Source organism: Cupriavidus sp. JZ107, assembly GCF_053903255.1.
The window spans coordinates 645616-669216 of sequence record NZ_CP096481.1 but is presented as its reverse complement, the minus strand read 5'-3'; the positions used below and the strand labels follow the sequence as shown (position 1 = coordinate 669216).

At 66.5% G+C, this 23601-nt stretch carries 22 protein-coding genes; 7 read left to right on the top strand and 15 right to left on the bottom strand.

What is annotated here, in order from left to right; genetic code table 11:
- Nucleotides 1–15 precede the first annotated feature (15 nt).
- Both M1D55_RS12640 and M1D55_RS12635 read right to left on the bottom strand, forming a co-directional pair.
- On the bottom strand, nt 16–996 hold the full coding sequence (locus tag M1D55_RS12640; protein ID WP_456282306.1) for an ABC transporter substrate-binding protein: 981 nt from the start codon (nt 994–996) through the stop codon (nt 16–18).
- A 433-nt stretch (nt 997–1429) separates the two neighbouring features.
- Nucleotides 1430–2395, bottom strand: coding sequence for an NAD-dependent epimerase/dehydratase family protein (locus M1D55_RS12635; protein ID WP_174782114.1), 966 nt, complete (start codon nt 2393–2395; stop codon nt 1430–1432).
- A gap of 9 nt (nt 2396–2404) precedes the next feature.
- On the opposite strand from M1D55_RS12635, the gene M1D55_RS12630 reads away from it, so the two are divergent.
- The 3 genes from M1D55_RS12630 (at nt 2405) to M1D55_RS12620 (ending at nt 5636) form a co-directional block, all read left to right on the top strand.
- Nucleotides 2405–3460, top strand: a complete 1056-nt coding sequence (locus M1D55_RS12630; protein WP_006575651.1) for a CDP-6-deoxy-delta-3,4-glucoseen reductase — start codon at nt 2405–2407, stop codon at nt 3458–3460.
- Between the two features lie 323 nt (nt 3461–3783).
- On the top strand, nt 3784–4971 hold the full coding sequence (locus M1D55_RS12625) for an acetylornithine transaminase (RefSeq protein WP_064576500.1): 1188 nt from the start codon (nt 3784–3786) through the stop codon (nt 4969–4971).
- A 185-nt stretch (nt 4972–5156) separates the two neighbouring features.
- Nucleotides 5157–5636: a nuclear transport factor 2 family protein gene (locus tag M1D55_RS12620; RefSeq protein WP_006575653.1), complete on the top strand. Its 480-nt coding sequence runs from the start codon at nt 5157–5159 to the stop codon at nt 5634–5636.
- Between the two features lie 214 nt (nt 5637–5850).
- Here the strand turns inward: M1D55_RS12620 and M1D55_RS12615 are convergent, their stop codons facing one another.
- From M1D55_RS12615 to M1D55_RS12585, 7 genes are all read right to left on the bottom strand, one after another.
- On the bottom strand, nt 5851–6567 hold the full coding sequence (locus M1D55_RS12615; protein ID WP_006575654.1) for an ABC transporter ATP-binding protein: 717 nt from the start codon (nt 6565–6567) through the stop codon (nt 5851–5853).
- A 14-nt stretch (nt 6568–6581) separates the two neighbouring features.
- Nucleotides 6582–7358: an ABC transporter ATP-binding protein gene (locus M1D55_RS12610; RefSeq protein ID WP_006575655.1), complete on the bottom strand. Its 777-nt coding sequence runs from the start codon at nt 7356–7358 to the stop codon at nt 6582–6584.
- A 14-nt stretch (nt 7359–7372) separates the two neighbouring features.
- Entirely contained in the window at nt 7373–8533 is a 1161-nt protein-coding gene (locus M1D55_RS12605; RefSeq protein WP_064576501.1) for an ABC transporter permease subunit, read from the bottom strand.
- Nucleotides 8534–8546: 13 nt separating this feature from the next.
- The gene (locus M1D55_RS12600; protein ID WP_006575657.1) at nt 8547–9482 is read right to left on the bottom strand and encodes a branched-chain amino acid ABC transporter permease; all 936 of its coding nucleotides are present in this window, start codon (nt 9480–9482) and stop codon (nt 8547–8549) included.
- A gap of 219 nt (nt 9483–9701) precedes the next feature.
- The gene (locus M1D55_RS12595; protein WP_023264829.1) at nt 9702–10898 is read right to left on the bottom strand and encodes a branched-chain amino acid ABC transporter substrate-binding protein; all 1197 of its coding nucleotides are present in this window, start codon (nt 10896–10898) and stop codon (nt 9702–9704) included.
- 578 nt (nt 10899–11476) lie between these two features.
- The gene (gene ispH, locus M1D55_RS12590; protein ID WP_006575658.1) at nt 11477–12436 is read right to left on the bottom strand and encodes a 4-hydroxy-3-methylbut-2-enyl diphosphate reductase; all 960 of its coding nucleotides are present in this window, start codon (nt 12434–12436) and stop codon (nt 11477–11479) included.
- Nucleotides 12437–12484: 48 nt separating this feature from the next.
- Nucleotides 12485–12970: an FKBP-type peptidyl-prolyl cis-trans isomerase gene (locus tag M1D55_RS12585; protein WP_456282305.1), complete on the bottom strand. Its 486-nt coding sequence runs from the start codon at nt 12968–12970 to the stop codon at nt 12485–12487.
- Between the two features lie 99 nt (nt 12971–13069).
- On the opposite strand from M1D55_RS12585, the gene radC reads away from it, so the two are divergent.
- The 4 genes from radC to nadB all read left to right on the top strand — a co-directional run bounded on the left by radC (nt 13070) and on the right by nadB (nt 16146).
- Nucleotides 13070–13744 carry a RadC family protein gene (gene radC / locus M1D55_RS12580; RefSeq protein WP_456282304.1) on the top strand — a complete coding sequence of 225 codons (675 nt, stop codon included), beginning with the start codon at nt 13070–13072 and terminating at the stop codon, nt 13742–13744.
- A 178-nt stretch (nt 13745–13922) separates the two neighbouring features.
- Nucleotides 13923–14156 carry a 50S ribosomal protein L28 gene (rpmB, locus tag M1D55_RS12575; RefSeq protein WP_006575661.1) on the top strand — a complete coding sequence of 78 codons (234 nt, stop codon included), beginning with the start codon at nt 13923–13925 and terminating at the stop codon, nt 14154–14156.
- Nucleotides 14157–14169: 13 nt separating this feature from the next.
- A complete protein-coding gene (rpmG, locus tag M1D55_RS12570; protein ID WP_006575662.1) occupies nt 14170–14340 on the top strand; it encodes a 50S ribosomal protein L33 in 171 nt (56 codons plus the stop codon).
- A gap of 207 nt (nt 14341–14547) precedes the next feature.
- Nucleotides 14548–16146, top strand: a complete 1599-nt coding sequence (gene nadB, locus M1D55_RS12565; protein ID WP_456282303.1) for an L-aspartate oxidase — start codon at nt 14548–14550, stop codon at nt 16144–16146.
- A gap of 45 nt (nt 16147–16191) precedes the next feature.
- Here nadB and nadC read toward each other — a convergent pair whose 3' ends face one another.
- The 6 genes from nadC to purN form a co-directional block, all read right to left on the bottom strand.
- Nucleotides 16192–17076: a carboxylating nicotinate-nucleotide diphosphorylase gene (nadC, locus tag M1D55_RS12560; protein WP_023264831.1), complete on the bottom strand. Its 885-nt coding sequence runs from the start codon at nt 17074–17076 to the stop codon at nt 16192–16194.
- Nucleotides 17073–18221: a quinolinate synthase NadA gene (gene nadA / locus M1D55_RS12555; protein ID WP_456282302.1), complete on the bottom strand. Its 1149-nt coding sequence runs from the start codon at nt 18219–18221 to the stop codon at nt 17073–17075. The genes nadC and nadA overlap by 4 nt, the downstream gene beginning before the upstream one ends.
- Nucleotides 18222–18399: 178 nt before the next feature.
- Nucleotides 18400–19590, bottom strand: a complete 1191-nt coding sequence (locus tag M1D55_RS12550; protein WP_006575665.1) for a DesA family fatty acid desaturase — start codon at nt 19588–19590, stop codon at nt 18400–18402.
- 353 nt (nt 19591–19943) lie between these two features.
- A complete protein-coding gene (locus M1D55_RS12545) occupies nt 19944–21317 on the bottom strand; it encodes a mechanosensitive ion channel family protein (RefSeq protein ID WP_456282301.1) in 1374 nt (457 codons plus the stop codon).
- A 109-nt stretch (nt 21318–21426) separates the two neighbouring features.
- Nucleotides 21427–22830 (bottom strand): RsmB/NOP family class I SAM-dependent RNA methyltransferase, encoded by a 1404-nt coding sequence (locus M1D55_RS12540; protein ID WP_456282300.1) that lies wholly within the window; start codon nt 22828–22830, stop codon nt 21427–21429.
- Nucleotides 22827–23531 (bottom strand): phosphoribosylglycinamide formyltransferase, encoded by a 705-nt coding sequence (gene purN, locus M1D55_RS12535; RefSeq protein ID WP_456282299.1) that lies wholly within the window; start codon nt 23529–23531, stop codon nt 22827–22829. The genes M1D55_RS12540 and purN overlap by 4 nt, the downstream gene beginning before the upstream one ends.
- Nucleotides 23532–23601 lie beyond the last annotated feature (70 nt).

Here is a 23601-nt window from a genome sequence, read left to right as displayed (position 1 = left end):
CGCGACTCCCGGCGCTTAGCGGATGAACCGCGGGTCATACAGGGCGGTCACGTCCGGCACCTTGCGGATCACGCCGACGTCGAGCAGCACCGCGGCGGCTTCCTTGCTGAACTCGGCCAGCTCGCCGGCGAAGAACTTGCGATTGGCCTCGCGGTCCTGCCAGCGCAGATACGAGGCCGACTTGGCGAACTGCTCGCCGGTCTGCTTGACCGCGGCGCCCATGATCTCGTTGGACTTGGCCGGCTCCTTGCGGATCATCTCGAGCGCCTCGAAGTAGCCGTCGACCAGCGCCTGCGCCGCCTTCGGATTCTCCTTCAACCATTTCGGCGTGCAGCCCAGCGTGTCCATCACCATCGGATAGTCCAGCGTGGTCGCCAGGATCTTGCCCTTGTCGGGGTTCTGCCGGACCGTCGACAGATACGGTTCGTAGGTCATCGCCGCATCGTTCTGGCCCGAGACGAAGGCCTGCGCGGCCGCCTGCGGCGACAGCGTGGTGGTCTTGACGTCCTTGATGGTCATGCCGTTCTTCTTCAGCATCCACGCCAGCCCGAAATACGGCGCGGTGCCCGGCGCATCGACGCCGATGGTCTTGCCCTTCAGGTCGGCGAAGGACTTGACGTCGCTGCGCACCGCCAATCCGTCGGCGCCGTAGGACTTGTCGAGCTGCACGATCTGCGTGATCGGCACGCCGTTGGCGTTCCAGGCCACATGCGTTTCCACCGTGGTCGCCGCGCACTGGATCGCGCCCGAGGCCAGCGCCAGATGGCGGTCCTTCTGCGGAATCATCTTGATGTCGACCTCGACGCCTTGCTTCTCGAAGATGCCGGCCTTGGCGGCCAGCGTCAGCGGCGCGAAGCCGGTCCAGCCGCTCATGCCCAGCGCCACCTTGGTGGTCTGGGCCTGCGCCCCGCCGGCCCCGGCGGCGAGCGCCAGCGTGGCCAGCCAACCGAGCGCACGGCCGGCGCCCCCTTGATTCCCCAACTTCCGCTTCTGCATCTGCACTGTCTGGCTCCTTTGGTGTCGCGAACGGCGCCGCCGGCTGGCGGGCCCGCCCGGGTCGTGCCGGCGTCCTCGGTCGGGGCGCCGGTCGGTTTCCGGGCAATGTAGCAATCCTGTATATACAAGTCAAGGAGACGAAAGATCCCGGCTTCGCCCTTCCGGAAAGACGCCGCCAATGACCGTGCCGAATTCCGGACGCTCCTCGCAAACCCTGATAGGGAAAGCGATAACGGGCAGGCGGATGGAACGGCGGCATCGGCGGAGGCCTTGGCAACGGTTGTTTCGCACCATCGTGGTGACGTTCCGGCACGGCCTGCGGGCATCGTGCCCCAATATGTTGTATAGACAGGTTAGCGAAGCGGAATGACGCAATCGCCATGCCATCGCGGCGGCGCGATGGCTTCAAAGGGCTCCAAGCGCCCGGAGCGGATCAGGTTTCGAAGAAGTGGTGAACCGTCGGATAGCGCAGCCGCAGCCGCAGCTCGCGCTTGAGCCGCGCGTTGTCGAGCCGGCGCGATTCGCTCATGAAGCTCAGCAGCGCCGGCTCCACGGCCTCGCGGATCTGCTGGCGCGACAGCCGGGGCGGCCGCGGCAGCCCGCGGCGGTCGGCCACCAGATCGAAATAGTCGGCCATCCGCAGTTCGCTGTCGTCGCTGGCATGCACGACGCGCTGCGGCCTGCCGCGCAGCAGCGCGGCGATCATCGCGCGCGCCAGGTCGTCGGCGTGGATGTGGTTGGTGTAGACGTCGTCCTCGGGCACCAGCGCCGGCGTGCCCTTGAGCAGGCGCGCCACTGGCAGGCGGTCCGCGGCGTAGATGCCGGGAATCCGCACGATGCCGGCGCGCCAGCCACTGGCACGGCCGAAGGCCCGCACCGCCCGCTCGGCAGCGACGCGGCGGCGTGCCCGCGCGGTCTGCGGCCGTACCGGCTGTGCCTCGCCGATGCGCGCGCCGCCGCGGTCGCCGTAGACGCCGCTGGTGCTGGCATAGACCAGCGCCGGTGCGCGGCCGGTGCCGGCCGCGCCGGTCCGGCGCCCTGGCCGCTCGGGTAGAATGCGGGGTTCCCGCGCGGGGCGGCGCCATGCGCTGCGCCGCAGCGCCCGCAACAGCGCGACGGTACGCGGATCGTCATCGCCGCGCGCCGGCGGCGGCGCCAGGTGCAACACGCGATCGGCCAGGCCATGCAGGCGTTTGAGCGTGGCAGGCTCGTCGAGGTTCGCCACCAGCGGCACGGCGCCCGCCGCCCGCAAGGCCGCGACGCGGCCGGGCTGCGAGGTCACGGCGAACACGCGCCAGCGCGGGGCAAGCATTTGCAGGCAACGCATGCCTACGTCCCCGCAACCCACGATCAGCAATCGAGGGCGGGCCAGACGGGGTGGCGACAGATCTTTGCTCATCGAGAGATTATGGCTTATCAAGTAACCGTGCTGCCGAGCGGCCGCCAGTTCGAGGCGGAAGCGAACGAAACCATCCTGTCGGCGGCGCTGCGTCAAGGCATCGGCCTGCCCTACGGGTGCAAGAACGGCGCCTGCGGTTCGTGCAAGGGCCGCGTCACCGCCGGCGACATCGTCCAGGGCGACCATGCCGCCTCCGCGCTGACCGCGCAGGAAAAGACCGAGGGCCGCGCGCTGTTCTGCTGCGCCAACGCGGCGTCGGACATCACCATCGAATGCCGCGAGGTCCATGGCGCCGGCGATATTCCGATCAAGAAGGTGCCGTGCCGCGTGCAATCGCTGGAGCGCGTGGCCGAAGACGTCATCGTCGCGAAGCTGCAGCTGCCGGCCACCGAGCGCCTGCAATACCTGGCCGGCCAGTACGTCGAATTCCTGCTGCGCGACGGCAAGCGCCGCAGCTATTCGATCGCCACGCCGCCGCACGAGGAAGGCCCGATCGAACTGCATTTCCGCCATATGCCGGGCGGCGCCTTCACCGACTACGTGTTCGGCGCGCGCGAAGGACAGCCGGCGATGAAGGAGCGCGACATCCTGCGCTTCGAAGGTCCGCTGGGCAGCTTCTTCCTGCGCGAGGACTCGGACAAGCCGATCATCCTGCTGGCCTCGGGCACCGGCTTCGCGCCGATCAAGGCGATCGTCGAGCACGCGGCCTACACCGGCATCACGCGGCCGATGACGCTGTACTGGGGCGGCCGCCGCCCGCGCGACCTGTACATGCATGCGCTGTGCGAGCAGTGGGCGCGCGACCTGCCGAACTTCCGCTATGTGCCGGTGGTCTCGGACGCGCTGCCCGAGGACGACTGGGACGGCCGCACCGGCTTCGTCCACCAGGCCGTGATGGCCGACTACCCCGATCTGTCGGACCACGAGGTCTATGCGTGCGGCGCACCGGTGATGGTCGATTCGGCGCGGCGCGACTTCACCGCCCAGTGCGCGCTGCACGAGGATGCGTTCTTCGCCGACTCGTTCACCTCCGAGGCTGACCTGCATCCGGCCGGCGCGGCCTGAACCACGGCTTGCGGCGCGGCCCGCCTGGCCAGGATCGCGCCCGGCCCGGACCGCCCCAGCACCGCGCCACCGTTTCGCGAGAACAACAATGACGCCCCGGACCGCCACCCTCGTCTTTGACACTGGGGCGACTGCGTCTTATAGTTGGCCGCATGAACCACGCCAACATCCGACGCAGCTTCCGTACGTCGCATCCCGCCAGGGTGCCACGCGGCTGACCGTCGACAGCGTCTGTTCAGGTCATCGAGCCACGGGTCACCCCCGTGGCTTTTTTGTTTTGCCGCCCTTCCCTTTTCCTTGTTTGCCGATCTCTGGAGTCCGCCATGGCATTTGCTGAGTATCCCGTCCAATCGCTGATGTACATCACCAACCGGCCCGAGCTCGTCTTCACCGAGGGCAAGGGCTCGTGGCTGACGGACCATCAGGGCAAGCGCTATCTGGACTTCGTGCAGGGCTGGGCCGTCAACTGCCTGGGCCACTCCAACGAGGGCATGATCGCGGCGCTGAACGAGCAGTCCCGCAAGCTGATCAACCCGAGCCCGGCCTTCTACAACGAACCGATGCTGCGGCTGGCCAAGACGCTGACCGACCACAGCTGCTTCGACAAGGTGTTCTTCGCCAACAGCGGCGCGGAGGCCAACGAGGGCGCGATCAAGCTGGCGCGCAAATGGGGGCGCAAGCACAAGAACGGCGCCTACGAGATCATCACGATGGACCACAGCTTCCATGGCCGCACGCTGGCGACCATGAGCGCGTCCGGCAAGGCCGGCTGGGACACGATCTTCGCGCCGCAGGTGCCGGGCTTCCCGAAGGCCCAGCTCAATGACCTGGCTTCGGTCGAGGCGCTGATCAACGACAAGACGGTCGGCATCATGCTCGAACCGGTGCAGGGCGAGAGCGGCGTGGTGCCGGCCACGCGCGAGTTCATGCAAGGGCTGCGCGCGCTGGCCGACAAGCACAAGCTGCTGTTCATCGTCGACGAGGTGCAGGCGGGCTGCGGCCGCTGCGGCACGCTGTTCGCGTACGAACTGTCGAACGTCGAGCCGGACATCATGACGCTGGGCAAGGGCATCGGTGGCGGCGTGCCGCTGTCGGCCCTGCTGTGCAAGGCCGAGGTGGCGAGCTTCGAGGCCGGCGATCAGGGCGGTACCTACAACGGCAACCCGCTGATGTGCGCGGTCGGCAGCGCGGTGTTCGAGCAGTTGCTGGCGCCGGGCTTCCTGCAGCAAGTGCAGGAGAAGGGCGCGTATCTGCGCGAGCAGCTGCTGGCGCTGTCCAGCGAATTCGGCCTGGCCGGCGAACGGGGCGAAGGCCTGCTGCGCGCGCTGATGCTGGGCAAGGACATCGGCCCGCAACTGGTCGAGCAGGCGCGCGAGATGCAGCCCGACGGCCTGCTGCTCAATTCGCCGCGCCCGAACCTGCTGCGCTTCATGCCGGCGCTGAACGTGACCCGCGAGGAAATCGACCAGATGATCGGCATGCTGCGGACGCTGCTGAAGGCGCTGGCCTGATCTTGCTGCACCGGCCGTCGACTGCGGCCGGCAACAGCGATAGATCGGAACACGGCCGCCCTGCTGCGATGGCAGGGCGGCTTTTTCATTGGCTCGCCTGTGTTCGACCGCCACCCGCCGCGCGTGGGGACGACGGTAATATTCGCTTGCCTATACTGATGCCATCCAGGTCCAGGAGAACAACAATGGGCGGTCGCCTCCATTCGCACAGGCGCGGGCTGGCTACTACGTTTGCCGTGGCGGCCCTGGCGCTGCTCGGCACCCTGGCCGCCGAACCGGCCATGGCCGACGAGGCCGCGGACCACGCCGCCATCCTGAAGGCCGAGCAGGACTGGCTGGCCGCCACCGAGTCGGGCGACCGCGCCGCGCTGGAGCGGCTGCTCCATCCCACCTTCGTCAACATCTCTCCGCTGGGCGGCATGCGCAACCGCGCCGAATCGCTATCGGCGGGCCCCCCGCCGCCCGGCTCCAGCCAGACGCTGACCGAACTGAAGGTACGCACGTTCCGCGACAGCGCGGTCGTCACCGGCGTCAACCGTTATCGGCCCAACGCGAAGGCCAGGCCGACCGACGTCGTCTTCACCGATGTGTTCGTCCGCACGCCGCAGGGTTGGCAGGTGGTGTCGTCGCACAATTCGATCCGGCCCGCGCCGGCGGAGCGGTAATTACCTACTGCGGTAGCGCCGCATCAAGCGTGTTCGACGAGACGATCATGCGGCGCGAACCTCCTGCGGCACAGATCGGACACCTCATCATTACAACTCCTTGCAAGACGCGAAAAGGAAACGCTGGACCGAGTAAAAAAGCCCCGCGCATGCAGGCATGGCGGGGCTTGGTACGGCGCGGCGGCATGTGGCCGCCGTTCCTATCGCGACGGACTCATTCGCCCAGGTAGGCGGCGCGCACCTTCGGATCGTCGAGCATGTCGGCGGCGTTGCCGTTCATCGTGATCAGGCCGGACTCCATCACATAGCCGCGGTCGGCGGCCTGCAGGGCCAGGCGAGCGTTCTGCTCGACCAGCAGCACCGTGACGCCCTGGCTCGAGATATCGCGCACGACCTCGAAGATCTTCTCGACCATGATCGGCGACAGGCCCATCGACGGTTCGTCCAGCAGCAACAGGCGCGGCTGGCTCATCAGCGCGCGAGCCATGGCCAGCATCTGCTGCTCGCCACCCGACATGGTGCCGGCCAGCTGATTCGCGCGTTCCTTCAGGCGCGGAAAGATGCCGAACATGCGGTCAATATCGTCCTTGATGCCGGCCTCGTCCTTGCGCGTGAAGGCGCCCATCAGCAGGTTCTCGGTGATGGTCATGCGCGCGAACACGCCGCGTCCTTCCGGCACCATCGCCAGGCCCTGCTTCAGCAAGTCGTAGCTGGGCACGCCCTTGATCGAACGGCCCAGGTATTCGACGTCGCCGCCGGCCCACGGCTGCAGGCCGGTGATGGCCTTCATCGTGGTGGTCTTGCCGGCGCCGTTGGCGCCGATCAGCGTGACCAGCTCGCCGTCGCGGATTTCCAGGTCGATGCCCTTGACGGCCTGGATGCCGCCGTACGCGACCTTCAGTCCGGCGATCTTCAGTAGTGTTTCTTTCATTTGCTGCTCCCCCGTCAGTGGGCCGAAGTGCCGAGGTAGGCCTCGATCACCGCCGGGTTGTTCTGGACATCGTGCGGCAGGCCCTGTGCGATGACCTTGCCGTAGTCCAGCACGGTCATGCGGTCGCACAGTCCCATCACCAGCTTCACGTCGTGCTCGATCAGCAGGATCGTGCGGCCGTCGCTGCGGATCTTGTCGAGCAGGCCGCGCAGTTCGATCTTCTCGGTCGCGTTCATGCCGGCAGCGGGCTCGTCGAGCGCCAGCAGCTTGGGCTCGGTCGCCAGTGCGCGGGCAATCTCGAGGCGGCGCTGGTGGCCGTACGACAGATTGCGCGAGGTGAAGTTGGCGTACTTGCCGATGCCGACGTAATCGAGCAGGTCGTGGGCCATGTCCTCGACGCCCTCCTCTTCCTGGCGCACCGCCGGCGGGCGGAAGATCGCGCCAATCACGCCGGCCTTGGTCCGCACGTGGCGGCCGACCATCACGTTCTCGAGCGCGGTCATGTCGCCGAACAGGCGGATGTTCTGGAACGTCCGGGCGATGCCGGCCTTTGCCACTTCATGCACCGCGGTCGGCTGGTAGGGCTTGCCGTCCAGCACGAATTCGCCGGAATCGGGCGTGTAGAGCCCGGTGATCACGTTGAAGAAGGTGGTCTTGCCGGCGCCGTTCGGGCCGATCAGGCCGTAGATCTCGCCGGCCCGGATTTCCAGGCCCACATCGGACAGCGCCTGCAGCCCGCCGAAGCGCTTGTTCACTCCCTTGACGGACAGGAGGATGTTTTCGTTGCTCATCAGGTCCTCCCGCTTCACAGACGTCCAACGCTACCCGGGCGGCGAACCACCGGCCGGTCTTCCTTGCGCGGCGACGGCCACAGGCCCGCCGGGCGATACAGCATCACGCCGACCAGCGCCAGGCCGAACAGCAACTGGCGCAGCACCTCGGCGTCGACGATCACCTCGCCGAACATCATCCGCTGGACCGGCTCGGCGACCACGCGCAGCAGTTCCTGGAAGCCGATCAGCAGGATGCCGCCCAGGATCACGCCCGGGATATGGCCCATGCCGCCAAGCACCACGATCGCCAGCACGTAGATCGATTCCCACAGCGTGAACGATTCCGGCGAGACGAAGCCCTGGAAGGCGCCGAACACCGCGCCCGACACGCCGCCGAACGACGCGCCCATGGCAAACGCCAGCAGCTTGATGTTGCGGGTGTTGATGCCCATCGCCTTGGCCGCGATCTCGTCCTCGCGGATCGCCACCCAGGCGCGGCCGATGCGCGAGTTCTGCAGCCGCAGCGACACGAACACGATCGCCACCACCAGCAGGATCAGCAGGTAGTAATACATGAACACCGGCGTGAACTTCAGGCCGAAGAACTCGTGCGTCTTCGAGAAGTTGAAGCCGAAGATCGTGATTGGATCGACCGCGGTGATGCCCTTGGGACCGTTGGTGATATTGACCGGCCGGTCCAGGTTGTTCATGAAGATGCGGATGATCTCGCCGAAGCCGAGCGTGACGATCGCCAGATAGTCGCCGCGCAGCTTCAGCGTCGGCGCGCCAAGCAGCACGCCGAAGATGCCCGCGACCAGCGCCGCCAATGGCAGCACCCACCAGACGCTGACATGGAAGCCGTTCGGGAACAGCTGGGCGATGGTCTCGAACTGGTTGGCCAGGTGCGGCGAGCCCAGCAGCGCCATCAGGTAGGCGCCCACCGCATAGAAGGCGATGTAGCCCAGGTCCAGCAGGCCGGCGAAGCCGACCACGATGTTCAGCCCCAGCGCCAGCATGATGTACAGCAGCGCGAAGTCGAGCACCCGTACCCAGTAGTTGCCGCCCAGGAACTGCACGGCGAACGGCGCGCACAGGCCGATCACCAGGAAGGCCGCCAGCGCGAACATGGTCTTGGCCGGCGTCTTGGTCAGTGGCGCGGCCTGCGACGCCGCGGTGGAAATCGGAGTGTTCATGATTGCGATCCCCTTACGCCCGGTCGGCCACACGTTCGCCCATGATGCCGGACGGACGGAACACCAGCACGGTGATCAGCACGATGAAGGCAAACACGTCCTGATAGTTCGAACCGAACACGCCGTTGGTCAGGTCGCCGATATAGCCGGCGCCCAGCGCCTCGATCAGGCCCAGCAGCATGCCGCCGACCATCGCGCCGGCGAGGTTGCCGATGCCGCCGAGCACGGCCGCGGTGAACGCCTTCAGGCCGGGGATGAAGCCCATGTAGAAGTGGGCGTTGCCATAGTTGGTCGCCATCATCACGCCGGCCAGCGCCGCCAGCGTCGCGCCGATCATGAAGGTAGCCGAGATCACGAAGTTCGGGTTCACGCCCATCAGGCCCGCCACGCGCTGGTTCTCCGCGGTGGCGCGCATCGCGCGGCCGAGCTTGGTGCGGTTGACCAGCGCCAGCAGCCCGGCCATCACCATCACGGCCATGCCGATGATCACCATCTCCTTGCCGGTGATGGTCGCGCCGGTGGTGCCGATATCGATCGGCTCGGAGGGCAGCAGTTGCGGGAACGTCAGCGGATTGCGCGACCAGATCATCATCGCGATGGTCTGCAGCATGATCGACACGCCGATCGCGGTGATCAGCGGCGCCAGCCGGGGCGCGTTGCGCAGCGGCCGGTAGGCAATCCGTTCGATCGAATAGGACAGCATCGCGCAGACCGGCATCGCGATCAGCGTGGCGATCACGAGGGTCAGCCATTCCGGCAGGCCGGGGGCGAATTGCTGAAGTGCGAGAATCGCCGACAGTGCGGTCAGCGCGCCGATCATCAGCACATCGCCATGGGCGAAGTTGATGATCCCGAGAATGCCGTAGACCATGGTGTAGCCGAGTGCAATCAGCGCATAGATGCTGCCGAGCACCAGACCATTCACGATCTGCTGGATAAGGATATCCATGAATACTCCTGGCTTGCCGCCCGCACTTCCGGCATGGATGGATGCCGACCGGGCAGCTTGGTGTGAGTGGTTTGGTAAGGGTTATGTGCTGGTAAGCGGGTAAAGCAACGGCCTGCCGCGTTCCACCCATGGTAAGGGCGCTGTCACAAAAGGCGAGGCTAAAAAGAACGGCACCGCAAAGTACTCACGGTGCCGTTCGGTAGACCGGGTAGGTCCGAATTACATCTTCACGACGTCAAGCACGGACTTCTTCTTGTCCTTGTAGTCGTACAGCGTGATGGTGCCTTCCTTCATGTCGCCCTTCTCGTCGAAGGCGATGTTGCCGATCACGCCCTGGTAGTTGGTCTTGGGCATCTCCGCCAGGATGGACGCGGGCTCGGTCGAGCCGGCGCGCTTCATCGCATCGACGATCACCATCACGGCGTCGTAGGTGAACGGCGCGTAAATCTGCACCGGTGCGTTGAAACGTTCCTGGTAGCGCTTCTGGAACTCGGCGCCCTTCTCCATCTTGGACAACGCGAGGCCGGCTTCGGAGCAGATGATGTTGCTGACCGCGTCGCCCGCCAGTTCCGCCACCTTGTCGGTACAGACGCCGTCGCCGCCGACGATCTTGGCCGGGATGCCGAGCTCCTTGGCTTGCTTGGCGAAGGGGCCGCCGGTGGCGTCCATGCCGCCGTACATGATGACGTCCGGCTTCTTGCCCTTGATCTTGGTCAGGATGGCCTTGAAGTCGGTGGCCTTGTCGTTGGTGGCCTCGCGCGCCACGATGTTGACGCCGGCCGCCTTGGCGGTCTTCTCGAACTCGTCGGCCAGGCCCTTGCCGTAGGCGGTGGCGTCGTCGACGATCGCCACGCTCTTGGCGTTTAGGCTCTTGGCGGCGTAGTTGGCCAGGGCCGGGCCCTGCTGGGCGTCGGTGGCGACCACGCGGAAGGTCGTCTTGAAGCCCTGCTTGGTGTAGTCGGGGTTGGTCGAGGACGGCGAGATCTGCACGATGCCGGCATCGCTATAGATCTTGGAGGCGGGAATCGACACGCCCGAGTTCAGGTGGCCGACCACGGCGACAACCTTCTCGTCGACCAGCTTCTGGGCCACCGAGGTGCCGGTCTTTGGATCGGCGGCGTCGTCTTCGCCGACCAGTTCCAGGCGAACCTTCTTGCCGCCCAGTTCCAGACCGGCCTTGTTGACCTCTTCGACGGCCAGGCGCGCGCCGTTCTCGTTGTCCTTGCCAAGGTGGGCGATCCCACCGGTCAGCGGCGCCGCGTGGCCGATCTTTACCACCACCTCGCCGCCGGCCGGTGCTGCCGCGGCGGGTGCAGAGGCCGTCGCACCGGGCGCCGCCTCTTCCTTCTTGCCGCAGGCAGTAACCAGTGCCACTGCCGCTGCGATCGGCAGAATCTTGGCAAACGTGATTTGCATGAGTGATCTCCTAGGATTCACAAGATCAGGGTTACGCAACGCCTCCCGTCCGTTTCCCTGCACCGCCTTGGTTTAGTTTCAATTTGAAACGCGCGCATTGTATCCCCTTTTTTTGCGGATGCAATACGCGACGCAACAACCTGAGCCTTTTACCCTTCTATTGAGCTAGGTAATTTCCCCAATGCCTGCATTGGGGCAATTCCCATTCACAAGAGGGGCTCTTTGCGATACCTAACAAGATCCGTGCCCACCACGTCACCGGAGCGCGCCGCTGGCCGTTGCGGCGTGGCTGGCGCGGCACCTCTCTTTATAGAAATTAATTAGGCATTTCATAAAAGAAATATGCACCAACTTTGAATGTCTGCAATCCGCGCTCGCACCAATCGAGGGAAAACCCGCATTTAGGGGAATTACCCTAAAGACCGTCGCAAAAGGTAAGCACGCACCGAATCAATATATCGCTGTGACGATTAAGTTTCTTTCAGGCAGTGAACCGGATTGGCAAGGTGAGACGCGCAAAAACGACAACGCCCCGCTCGAGGCGGGGCGTTGTGGGAGTACGAAGAAGAACCGGCGGCTTAGGCGGCGCTAGCCTGCAAGCCCTTGGGTAGCGGGAAGGACATGTTCTCCTCGATGCCCTCCAGCGGCCGCACCTGCCTTGCACCAAGCGCGCGCAGCCGGTCGACGATCGACTGGGCCAGCGCCTCCGGTGCGGACGCGCCCGCGGTCAGGCCGATGCGGCGCTTGCCGGCGATCCACTCGGGGCGAACCTGTTCCGGCGCATCGACCATATAGGAAGGGACGCCGAGCCGCTCGGCCAGTTCGCGCAGGCGGTTCGAGTTCGAGCTGTTCGGGCTGCCGACCACGATCACCACGTCGACCTGCGGCGCCATGAACTTGACAGCGTCCTGGCGGTTCTGCGTCGCGTAGCAGATGTCCTGCTTCTTCGGCTCGCGGATCGCCGGGAATCGCGCCTTCAGCGCGGCGACGATCTCCTCGGTCTCGTCGACCGACAGCGTGGTCTGCGTGACATAGGCGAGCCGCGTGGGATCGGCCACCTGCAGTGTCTGCACGTCGGCGGGCGACTCGACCAGCAGCATGCCGCCGTCGGCCTGGCCCATCGTGCCCTCGACCTCAGGGTGGCCGCGATGGCCGATCATCACGATCTCGCAGCCTTCGGCGCGCATCTTGCCCACCTCGACATGGACCTTGGTCACCAGCGGACAGGTCGCGTCGAAGACGTTCAGGCCGCGCGCCTGCGCCTCGGCGCGGACGCTGCGCGAGACGCCGTGCGCGCTGAAGATCACGGTCGCGCCGGCCGGCACCTCGTCGAGGTCCTGCACGAAGATGGCGCCCTTGCGGCGCAGGTCGGCCACGACATAGGCGTTGTGCACGATTTCATGGCGCACATAGATCGGCGCGCCAAAGCGCTGGAGCGCGCGCTCCACGATCTCGATCGCGCGATCGACCCCGGCGCAGAAGCCGCGCGGCTGGGCCAGCAGGATCTCGGCGTCGGGGGCGGGAGTCAGTTCGGACATGCGGGGAGGTAGCTGCGCTCCGGCGCGCGAGGCGGCCGGAGCAGGTCGTCAGAGAATGCCGATCAGCTGGACGTCGAACAGGATGGTCTGTCCGGCCAGCGGATGATTGAAGTCGAACAGCGCCGAAGTCTCGCCGATTTCCTTCAGCACGCCGGCATACTTGCCGCCGCCCGGCGCATTGAACTCGACCAGGTCGCCCGGGCTGTAGTCCTCTTCGAACGAGCTGTTCTCGCGCAGCGTGGCCAGCGACACGCGCTGCAGCAGCTCGGGATTGCGCGGGCCGAAGGCGTGCTCCGGCGGCAGGCGGTAGCTGGTGCGCTCGCCCTCGGCCATGCCGAGCAGCGCCTGTTCCAGCGTGGGCGCGAACTGGCCCTGCCCCAGCAGCAGTGTGGCGGGCTTGTCGTCGAAGGTGCTGACGACCTCGGTACCGTTCTCCAGCGAGATGCGGTAATGCAAGGTCAGGAAGGAATCGGCCTGCACGGTCTTGCGCGCGGTGGCGCCGCCGGAGTCCGACGCAAAAGTTTGCGAATTCATGAATGCTCAACCAGTCGAGAACCCGTATTGTAAGCGACTGAACCCGGCGCCGCCGATCGCCGCCACCGCCGCCACCGCCGCTTCCCGACCGAGACCGCCATGCCCATCCCAGATTGGCCCGCCAGCGAACGTCCTCGCGAAAAGCTGCTGCAGGCCGGTGCCGCTGCGTTGTCCGACGCCGAGCTGCTGGCGGTATTCCTGCGCGTCGGCGTGCCGGGCAAGAGCGCGGTCGACGTGGCGCGCGAACTGATCGCGGCATTCGGCTCGCTGACCGGACTGCTGGCGGCCAGCCAGGCCGAACTGAGCCGCGTGCGCGGGGTTGGTACCGCCAAATATGCGCAGCTGCAGGCGGTGGTCGAGCTGACGCGCCGGGCACTGGCCGAGCAGTTGACGCTGGCGCCGGGCCTCGAATCGCCGCAAGCGGTACGCGACTACCTGCGGCTGTCGTTGGCGCAGCGGCCTTACGAAGTGTTCTTGTGCCTGTTTCTTGACGCGCGCAACCGGCTGCTGGCCGCCGAGGAACTGTTCCGCGGCACGCTGACCCAGACCAGCGTCCACCCGCGCGAGGTCGCCCGGCAGGCATTGGCGCATAATGCGGCCTCGGTGATCGTCGCCCACAACCATCCGTCGGGCAATCCGGCGCCGAGCGCGGCCGACCTGGCGATGACCAAGACGCTGGCGCATTCGCTGGCGCTGATCGACGTCCATGTGCTCGACCACTTCATCGTCGCCGGCAATATGACGTATTCGCTGGCGGAGCACCGGCAACTGTGACGCCCAAGGCACCGGCGCGTCGCCGTGGCGTCAACGCACAGAAGGCATTGATCGGCCGAGGGATTTCGGTCTATAATGCCCGTTTTGCTGAAGTCTTAACCGCTGCAGTCCGGGCCCGCGCGCCTTTTGTTGATCTGTTGCGAACATTGTCCACGAATAGAAGATTTAGGAGTGCTTCATGGCACGCGTCTGTCAAGTGACCGGGAAAGCGCCGATGGTCGGCAACAACGTTTCCCACGCAAACAACAAGACCAAGCGCCGTTTTCTGCCCAACCTGCAGAACCGTCGTTTCTTTGTTGAATCGGAAAACCGCTGGGTGAGCCTGCGCGTCTCGAACGCCGGTCTGCGCCTGATCGACAAGAAAGGCATCGACTCCGTGCTCGCCGACCTGCGCGCACGCGGCGAAGTCTAATTAGGAGTTCATCATGGCCAGCAAAGGCGGACGCGACAAGATCAAACTGGAATCCACCGCGGGTACCGGTCACTTCTACACCACCGACAAGAACAAGCGCACCATGCCGGAAAAGATGTCGATCAAGAAATTTGATCCGGTCGCGCGCAAGCACGTCGAGTACAAGGAAACCAAGATCAAGTAATTGATCCTGCGTTCCAGCGAAGAACCCCGCCATGGCGGGGTTTTTTGTTGCCCGCTCGGGCCCGCTCGCCGCCCCTTTCCGGCATGGCGCACCAGCGTCGGGCGCACGCCGCGCCATCGTCAGGGGCAAGGCGCCGCTGCGCCATCCGCGGTGTACACTTTCGAGCTTTCCCGCACCACCGGCGCCCTCGCCGCGCCATCACGCATCATGAACTTCGACGTCGCCATCGTCGGCAGCGGCCTGGCCGGCCTCACGGTCGCGTTGCAACTGGCCGACAGCCACCGGGTTGTCATCGTGAGCAAGCGCGCCATGACGCAGGGCGCGAGCGACTGGGCCCAGGGCGGCATCGCGGCGGTGCTGGACTCCGGCGACAGTCACGACGAACACACGCACGACACGCTGATCGCGGGCGCCGGGCTGTGCGATGAGGGCGCGACCCGCTTTATCGTCGAGCACGGACGCGAAGCGATCCAGTGGCTGATCGACCGCGGCGTGCCGTTCACGCGCGACGAACAGGCCGAGCTTGGCTATCACCTGACGCGCGAAGGCGGCCACAGCCATCGCCGCATCATCCATGCGGCCGACGCCACCGGCCATGCCGTGGTGACGACGCTGACCGAGCAGGTGCGCCGCCATCCCAACATCACGATCCTCGAAGACCATTTCGCGATCGACCTGATCACCTCGCGCAAGATGGGACTGGGCGGCAACCGCTGCCTAGGACTGTACGTGCTCGACGACAGCAACGGCCGGGTGCATACGCTGACCGCCAGCCATACCGTGCTGGCCACCGGCGGCGCCGGCAAGGTCTATCTCTATACGACCAATCCGGACACCGCCACCGGCGACGGCATCGCGATGGCCTGGCGCGCGGGCTGCCGGGTGGCGAACATGGAATTCATCCAGTTCCATCCGACCTGCCTGTACCACCCTTACGCCAAGTCCTTCCTGATCTCCGAGGCGGTGCGCGGCGAAGGCGGCCGGCTGGTGTTGCCAGACGGCACCCGCTTCATGCCCGAGCACGACGCGCGCGCCGAGCTGGCGCCACGCGACGTGGTGGCCCGCGCGATCGACTTCGAGATGAAAAAGCGCGGCCTGGACTGCGTGTATCTCGATATCACGCATCAGCCGGCGCCCTTCCTGCGCGAACACTTCCCCACGATCCATGCGCGCTGCCTGGAGCTGGGCATCGACATCACGCGCCAGCCGATCCCGGTGGTGCCGGCCGCGCACTATACCTGCGGCGGCGTGGTCACCGACACGGCGGGACGCACCGATCTGGACAATCTGTACGCGGTCGGCGAGACGGCCTACACCGGCCTGCACGGCGCCAACCGCCTGGCATCGAACTCGCTGCTCGAATGCATGGTGATCGGCCGTGCCGCGGCCAACGACATCGCGTCGCAGGCCAAGGCCGGCGGACCGGACTTGACGCTGCCGCCGTGGGACGAGAGCCGCGTGTCGGACGCCGACGAGGAGGTCGTGGTCTCGCACAACTGGGACGAGCTGCGCCGGATGATGTGGAACTACGTCGGCATCGTGCGCACCAGCAAGCGGCTGGAACGTGCGCAGCATCGCATCGCGCTGCTGCGCGAGGAAATCACCGAGTACTACGCGAACTTCCGCGTCACGCGCGATCTGCTGGAACTGCGCAATCTGGTGGAGGTCGCGGCGATGATCGTCGACAGCGCCTATGCCCGCCACGAAAGCCGCGGCCTGCATTTCAGCCGCGACTATCCGGGCACGCTGCCGAAGGCGTTGCCGACCGTGCTGCAGCCGCCCAACGGGCGCCGCCGCGGCAATTGAGCCAATCGAGCCGGCGGCCAGCTCCGGTCGATGGAGCCAGGCCGCTCAGCCGATGATGCGCAACGAATAGTCGGTCGCGCGCACGTCCTTGGTCAGCGCGCCGACCGAGATCCGGTCGACGCCGGTCTCGGCGAAACGGCGGATCGTATTCGCATTGACACCGCCCGACACCTCGAGCACCGCGCGGCCGCCATTGACCCGCACCGCTTCCCGCATCATCGGCTCGGTGAAGTTGTCCAGCAAGATCGAGACGGCACCGGCGGCCAGCGCCTCCTCCAGCTCGACCAGCGACTCGACCTCGACCTGAACCGGCACGCCGGCGTTCAGCGCGGCCGCGGCGCGCAACGCAGCGGTGACGCCGCCGGCCGCGGCGATATGGTTTTCCTTGATCAGGATGCCGTCATAGAGCGCCAGCCGCTGATTGTCGCCGCCGCCGACCTTGACCGCGTACTTCTGCGCAAGGCGCAGCCCCGGCAAGGTCTTGCGCGTGTCGAGCACGCGGGCGCGCGTACCGGCGACCAGATCGGCGTAGCGCCGGGTCGCCGTGGCCACGCCCGACAGCAGCTGCAGGAAATTCAGCGACGGACGCTCGGCGGTCAACAGCGAACGGGCCGGGCCGTCGATCTCGCAGACCACCGAATCGGCCGCCATGCGCGCGCCTTCCTGTTGCAGCCAGCGAACCTGCAAACGCGGATCGACGGCCCGCATGCAGGCATCGAACCACGGCTGCCCGCACAGCACCGCATCCTCGCGCACGATCACACGGGCGCGGGCCTGCTTGTCGGCCGGTACCAGCTGGCCGGTCCAGTCGCCGGAGCCGACGTCCTCGGCGATCGCCGCGCGGACGTTGTCGCGCAGCGCCTCGGCCAGCGCCGGTCCGTATTGGTCGAAGATCGGATTGACCGCGTCGTTCATCGAGGACTCGCTCATGCCGGACCGATCCCCTGGAACAGCGCCTGTTCCTTGGCCAGGTCGGCAGCCGGCCGTACGTTGGCCTTCTGCCGGGCGGCGAAATCGAGCATGCGATCGATACAGGTATAGGCGCGGCGGCCGGTCTCCGGATCGACATGGATCTCGTTGCGGCCGGTCTCCAGCACCTCGGCCAGATTGGTCAGCGCATTCATCGCCATCCACGGGCAATGTGCGCAGCTCTTGCAGGTCGCGCTGTTGCCGGCGGTCGGCGCCTCGATGAAATGCTTGCCCGGCGCTGCCATCCGCATCTTGTGCAGGATGCCGTTGTCGGTGGCGACGATGAATTCGTTGGCGTCGAGCTGCTGGGCGGCGGCGATCAGCTGCGAGGTCGAGCCGACCACGTCCGCCTGCGCGACCACGTTGGCCGGCGATTCCGGATGCACGAGGATCTTGGCCTTCGGATGTTCCTTGCGCAGCAGATCGAGCTCGATGCCCTTGAACTCGTCGTGCACCAGGCACGAGCCCTGCCACAGCAGCATGTCGGCACCGGTCTGGCGCTGGATATAGCTGCCCAGGTGCTTGTCCGGCGCCCACAGGATCCTCTCGCCGCGCGCGTGCAGATGCTCGACGATCTTCAGCCCGATGCTGGAGGTCACCATCCAGTCGGCACGCGCCTTGACCGCGGCGCTGGTGTTCGCATAGACCACCACGGTGCGGTCCGGATGCGCGTCGCAGAAGGCCGCGAACTCGTCGGCCGGGCAACCCAGGTCCAGCGAGCAGGTCGCGTCCAGGTCCGGCATCAGGATGGTCTTTTCAGGGCTCAGGATCTTGGCGGTCTCGCCCATGAAGCGCACGCCCGCGACCACCAGCGTCTGCGCGGAATGGTCGCGCCCGAAGCGGGCCATCTCCAGCGAATCGGACACGCAGCCGCCGGTTTCCTCGGCAAGGTCCTGCAGGTCGGCATCGACATAGTAGTGCGCGACGAGCACCGCATTGCGCGCCTTCAGCAGGGCGCGGATGCGATCCTTCAACGCGGCGCGCTCGTCCGGCGTCAGCGCGGGCGGCACCTTGGCCCACGCGTGGGCGACACAGCTGGCGCCACCTTCGGCCTGCATCTGCGTCGGTTTCTCGAACTCGACGGTCTTGATCGTTTGGGGGGTCATCTCCTGTACTCCTCGGGGCACCCTGCGCTCGCCGCCGCTTCGCATCGCGTCTTCATTGCGGCCGGGACCGGCCTGAAGATGGGGCGGCGTCGCCAAAAGAAAAGCCCCGCCAGCGACAGCATGGCGGGGCTTCGGGCGCGCCTGGCATTGTAGCAGGCGCTGTCCGTCTTATCAGGCGTTACGCGTAGCGGCGCAGGCGCAGCGAGAACTCCTGCAGCGCCTGGATGCCGCTGGCTTCGGCGCGGTGGCACCAGGCCTGCAGCTGCTGCAGCAGCTGTTCGCGCGTCAGGTTCGAACGGCCCCAGATCGCGGCCAGTTCGCGGCGCATTTCGACGAAGGTCTGCAGCGCCTTGTTGTGCTCGACGATGCTGGCCAGTTGCTGGCGCTGCGGCTCGGCCAGCTTGGTCTCGTCGCGGTGGAACCACTTGCGCGCCAGCTTGAAGCGGCGATAGTCGGCAACGCGCTTGGCCTTCAGTTGGGCCAGTTCCTCGCGGTACGCGTTCTTGACGGCCTTGGCATAGCGGGCCATCACGTCATAGCGGTTGGCGATGATGGCTTCCAGCGTGTTGTGATCGACCGGGCGGGCCTCGACCAGACGTGCCTTGGGCGGCGTCTTCTTGACCTTGGCCAGGCCGACGGCCTGCATCGCGCGGATGTAGCACCAGCCGATATCGAACTCGTACCACTTGATCGAGAACTTGGCCGACGTCGGGTAGGTATGGTGGTTGTTGTGCAGTTCCTCGCCGCCGATGATGATGCCCCACGGCGACACATTGGTCGACGCGTCCTCGCAATCGTAGTTGCGATAGCCCCACCAGTGGCCCAGGCCGTTGATGATGCCGGCGGCATGGATCGGGATCCACAGCATCTGCACGCCCCAGACCGACAGGCCGACCACGCCGAACAGCGCCAGGTCGATGATCAGCATCAGGCCGACGCCCTGCCAGGTGAAGCGCGAGTACAGGTTGCGCTCGATCCAGTCATTGGGCGTGCCGTGGCCGAACTTGGCCAGCGTTTCCTTGTTCTTGGCTTCGGCCCGGTACAGCTCGGCGCCTTCGAGCAGCACCTTGCGGATGCCGCGCGTCTGCGGGCTGTGCGGATCGTCTTCCGTTTCGCACTTGGCGTGGTGCTTGCGGTGGATCGCGGTCCACTCCTTGGTGACCATGCCCGTGGTCAGCCACAGCCAGAAGCGGAAGAAGTGCGCGGCGATCGGGTGCAGATCGAGCGAGCGGTGGGCCATGCACCGGTGCAGGAAAATCGTGACGCCGGCGATGGTGATGTGGGTCATGACCAGGGTGAAGATCACGATCTTCCACCAGGACCAGTCGAGAAGGCCGTTGGCGGCCCACTGAAGAATTGTGTCGAACAAACTGTTCTCCGTGCTAGATAGAGGCTGGCCGCGACCGGTCAGGGTGTCGCAGCAACGCGCAGAAAAATGACTGCAAATCCAGTGATTGCGTCTTGTGGCGTCAGCCAAGGCGCCTTGCGCCTTCGCGGGACCCCGGCACGCGCCGCTGCAATCTGGCGGCTGGCCCTCGGGCACGGATCGGTAGTCCGGCCGGGGGAATCCCCGGGACGACCCGCGATTTTACCGGAACGCCAGCGTCCCGGCATCCGCTTTTACCCGTGCGTTTGCTTTTCGTTTGCGGTGTTGGACGCCGAAAACGATACTTCGTTCCTTCAATGGCAAAGGCGTCACATACACGCCCGATCGCGCGGTATTTATGTCGATTCCGCCGCATTGGCTGCCACCCGCGACACCGGCGTCGACGCCAGCGCCCCGTCTGCGGGCAGCACACGCAACTCGCGCTGCGGGTAGGGAATCGAAATGCCGCTGGCCCGGAACGCCTTCCAGATCGCGCGGTTCATTTCCGATTGCACCCCGAGCTTGCCGTTCTGCGGATCGGCGATAAAGCCGGCCACCTCGTATTCGACACCGCTGTCCGCGAACGCCACCAGGAAGGCCGACGGCGCCGGCTCGGCGAGCAGACGCGGCACGCCGCGCACCGCCTCGGCCAGCAGCGTCAGCACCATCTCGGGGTCGGCGTCGTAGTCCGCCTGCACCCGCGTCGCCACCCGCACATTGGTGTTCGAAAAGGAATGGTTCTGCACCGATTGCGCGACCAGCTGCTCGTTCGGCACCAGGGTCTCGCCGTCGCCGTTGCGCACCACGGTGTAGCGGGTGCGGATCTGCGCGACGATGCCGGTGTACTTGTCGACGGTGATCTGGTCGCCGAGCTTGACCGAGCGGTCCAGAAGAATGATGAAGCCGGACACGTAGTTGCTCGCGATCTTCTGCAGCCCCAGACCCAGGCCGACGCCCAGCGCGCCGCCGAACACCGACAGCACGGTCAGGTCGATGCCGACCAGCGACAGGCTGAACAGCAGCGACACCAGCAGCAGCAGCGCCTTGGACAGCCGCGTCAGCACCACGCGCAGGCTGGTGTCGATCGTCGCCGAGCGCATCAGCCGCTCCTCCAGCCACGACCCGAACCACAGCGCGGCCAGCACCGTCAGCAGGATCCACACGCAGGCCATCAGCAGATCGGCCACGCTGATGCGCTGCTGCCCCAGCGCGAACTGGATCGAGTCGAGCCACTGCACCGCCTCGGACAGCATGCCCAGCACGTATAGCGCCATGCCGGCCCAGACCAGCGTGGTCAGCACCTTCTCCACCAGCGTCAGCATGCCGTGCAGCTGGCCGTTGCCGGACAGCACCCGGCGCAGCACGTAGAACGCGAAATAGAGGAAGGTGATGCCGAACAGCGGCACCAGCGCCAGCCGCAGCATGCTGATCGGAATCAGCGGCGCCAGCGCGAAGCGAGACGCCAGCACCAGCAGCCAGCCGAACAGCGGGAACATCGCCCGCTCCAGGCTCGCGGCGGCAAAGCGCAGCGCGAAGCTCGAACCCGCGTAGCGGGCCTCGAGCCGCGCCGCGACATGGCGCGCCAGCGGCCAGGCCAGCAGCACACAGCCCGCGAGCACGGCCAGTTGCCAAAGGAAGCCCGGGTCGCCGGCGTCTTGCATCAGGTCGCCGAGCATCTTGCCGAACACGGCGTGGGATTGCGACAGATCGGTCAGGGAATTGGAGGCCATCGATCGACGAGTTGAACCAGTGGAGACAGTAGAAGCGGCGAAGAACAAAAAAATACCGGGCCATTGGTGCCCGGTATCCGTGAAACGACAGGGGCCGAAGCCCCCATGCTCATGGACGAGTCCGCTCCAGCACCGCCGCGAAGAAGCCATCGGTCTGGTGCAGATGGGGATAGAGCGCCAGCGTCTGCGCGTCCTCCGGCAGGTCGGCGATCGCGATCTTCTGCTCGGCCAGCACCTGCGCGACCGGCACCAGCTGGAAGTCCGCATGGCGGCTCAGGAAATCGCGCACGATCGCCTCGTTCTCGGCCTCCAGCACACTGCAGGTGGCATAAACCACGCGACCGCCCGGCTTGACCAGCCGCGCCGCCGATTCGAGGATCGCGGTCTGCTTGGCGGTCAGTTCCAGCACCGTCTGCGGGGTCTGGCGCCATTTGAGGTCCGGATTGCGCCGCAGCGTACCGAGGCCGCTGCACGGCGCGTCGACCAGCACGCGATCGATCTTGCCGGCCAGGCGCTTGACCTTGGCGTCCTGCTCGGAGTCAATCAGCACCGGATGGACGTTCGACAGGCCGCTGCGCGCCAGCCGCGGCTTCAGGTTGGCCAGGCGCTTGTCGGACACGTCGAAGGCATAGAGCCGTCCGGTCGAGCGCATCAGCGCGCCGAGCGCCAGCGTCTTGCCGCCGGCGCCGGCGCAGAAATCGACCACCATCTCGCCGCGCCGCGGCGCCACCAGATGGCACAGCAGCTGGCTGCCCTCGTCCTGCACCTCGACCAGTCCGTTGACGAAGATCGGCAGCTGATTCAGCGCCGGCTTGCCGGCCAGCCGGATGCCGGTGGGCGCGATCGGCGTCGGCTCGGCCGCCAGTTCGGCCTCCTCCAGCTGCGCCAGCACGGCCTCGCGCGAGGTCTTGATCAGATTGGCGCGCAGATCCAGGGGCGCCGGCCGCAGCCAGGCATCGCCGAGCGCCGCGGTGAAGGCTTCGCCGTGCCGGGCGACCAGCTGCTCGTACAGCCATTCGGGCAGGTTGGCGCGCACGCGCGGTGCCAGGCTGGCGCGCTCGATCGTCATCAGCCGGTCCAGCCACTGCGCCTCGTCGGGATACAGGAACGGCGTCAGCGCGTCGCGGCCCAGCGTCGCCGCCAGGCCCAGCAGCGCCAGCCGGCGCGGGGCGGCGCCCGAGCCGGACTCGGCGAACTGGGCAAATTCCACGCGCCGGCGCAGCACGGCAAACACCGCCTCGGCGATGATGCCGCGCTCGCGATGACCCAGCTTCGGGTTCTCGCGGAAGTAGTAGCTGACGACCGCGTCGGCGGGCCGGGCGAACAGCATCACCTTGCCGAGCAGCCGGTCGATATGCTGGATATGCGTGGCATGCAGGGCGCCGTGCGGACGAACCTGGCCGTCGTTGGCGGGCTCGCGCGGCGCGCCTGCCTTGCGCAGCGGGGTGGGCTTGCGCTTGGTGCGCGTGGACGGACGCGCGCCGCCGCGCGGTGCCTGGGCGGGACGGGTCATTGATGGGCTCCGGTGGTATCGACAGGGGTGGCGGAGTCCGAGGGGGAGTCCGTGGCGGCATCCGAGGCTGCCAGCGCGATCAGCAATTGCGGCTCGGGCGGATCGACATGGACCACGCCGTCCTTGACGCGCAGCCGTCCTTCGACGAACCAGCGCACCGCGCGCGGATAGATCTGGTGCTCGCAGGGCAGCAGCCGTGCCGCCAGCGTTTCGGGGGTGTCCTCGGGCCCGATCTCGATGGCCGCCTGCAGAACGATGGGACCGTGGTCCAGCGCCGCGGTGACGAAATGCACGCTGGCGCCGTGCACCTTGACGCCGGCCTCCAGCGCCTGCTGGTGGGTATGCAGGCCGGGGAAGCTGGGCAACAGCGACGGATGGATGTTCATCATCCGGCCGGCATAGTGCTCGACGAACTCGGGCGTCAGGATCCGCATGAAGCCGGCCAGCACCACCAGGTCGGGCACGTGGGCGTCGATCGCGTTGGCCAGCGCCTTGTCGAAGCTGGCCCGGTCGGGATAGTGGCGATGATCGACCACGCCGACCGGAATGCCTTGCGCCGCGGCGAACTTGAGGCCGGGCGCGTCGGGACGGCTGGACAGCACGGCGGCGATCCGTGCCGGCCAGGCCTGCTCGCTGCAGGCCCGGACGATCGCTTCCATGTTGGAACCGCGTCCCGAGATAAGGATGACGATATTTTTCATCGCGCAATTCTACCAAGGCGGCGCCCCGCCACAGCGCGCTGGAGACCCCGGCGGCGCAAACTCGCCGGCC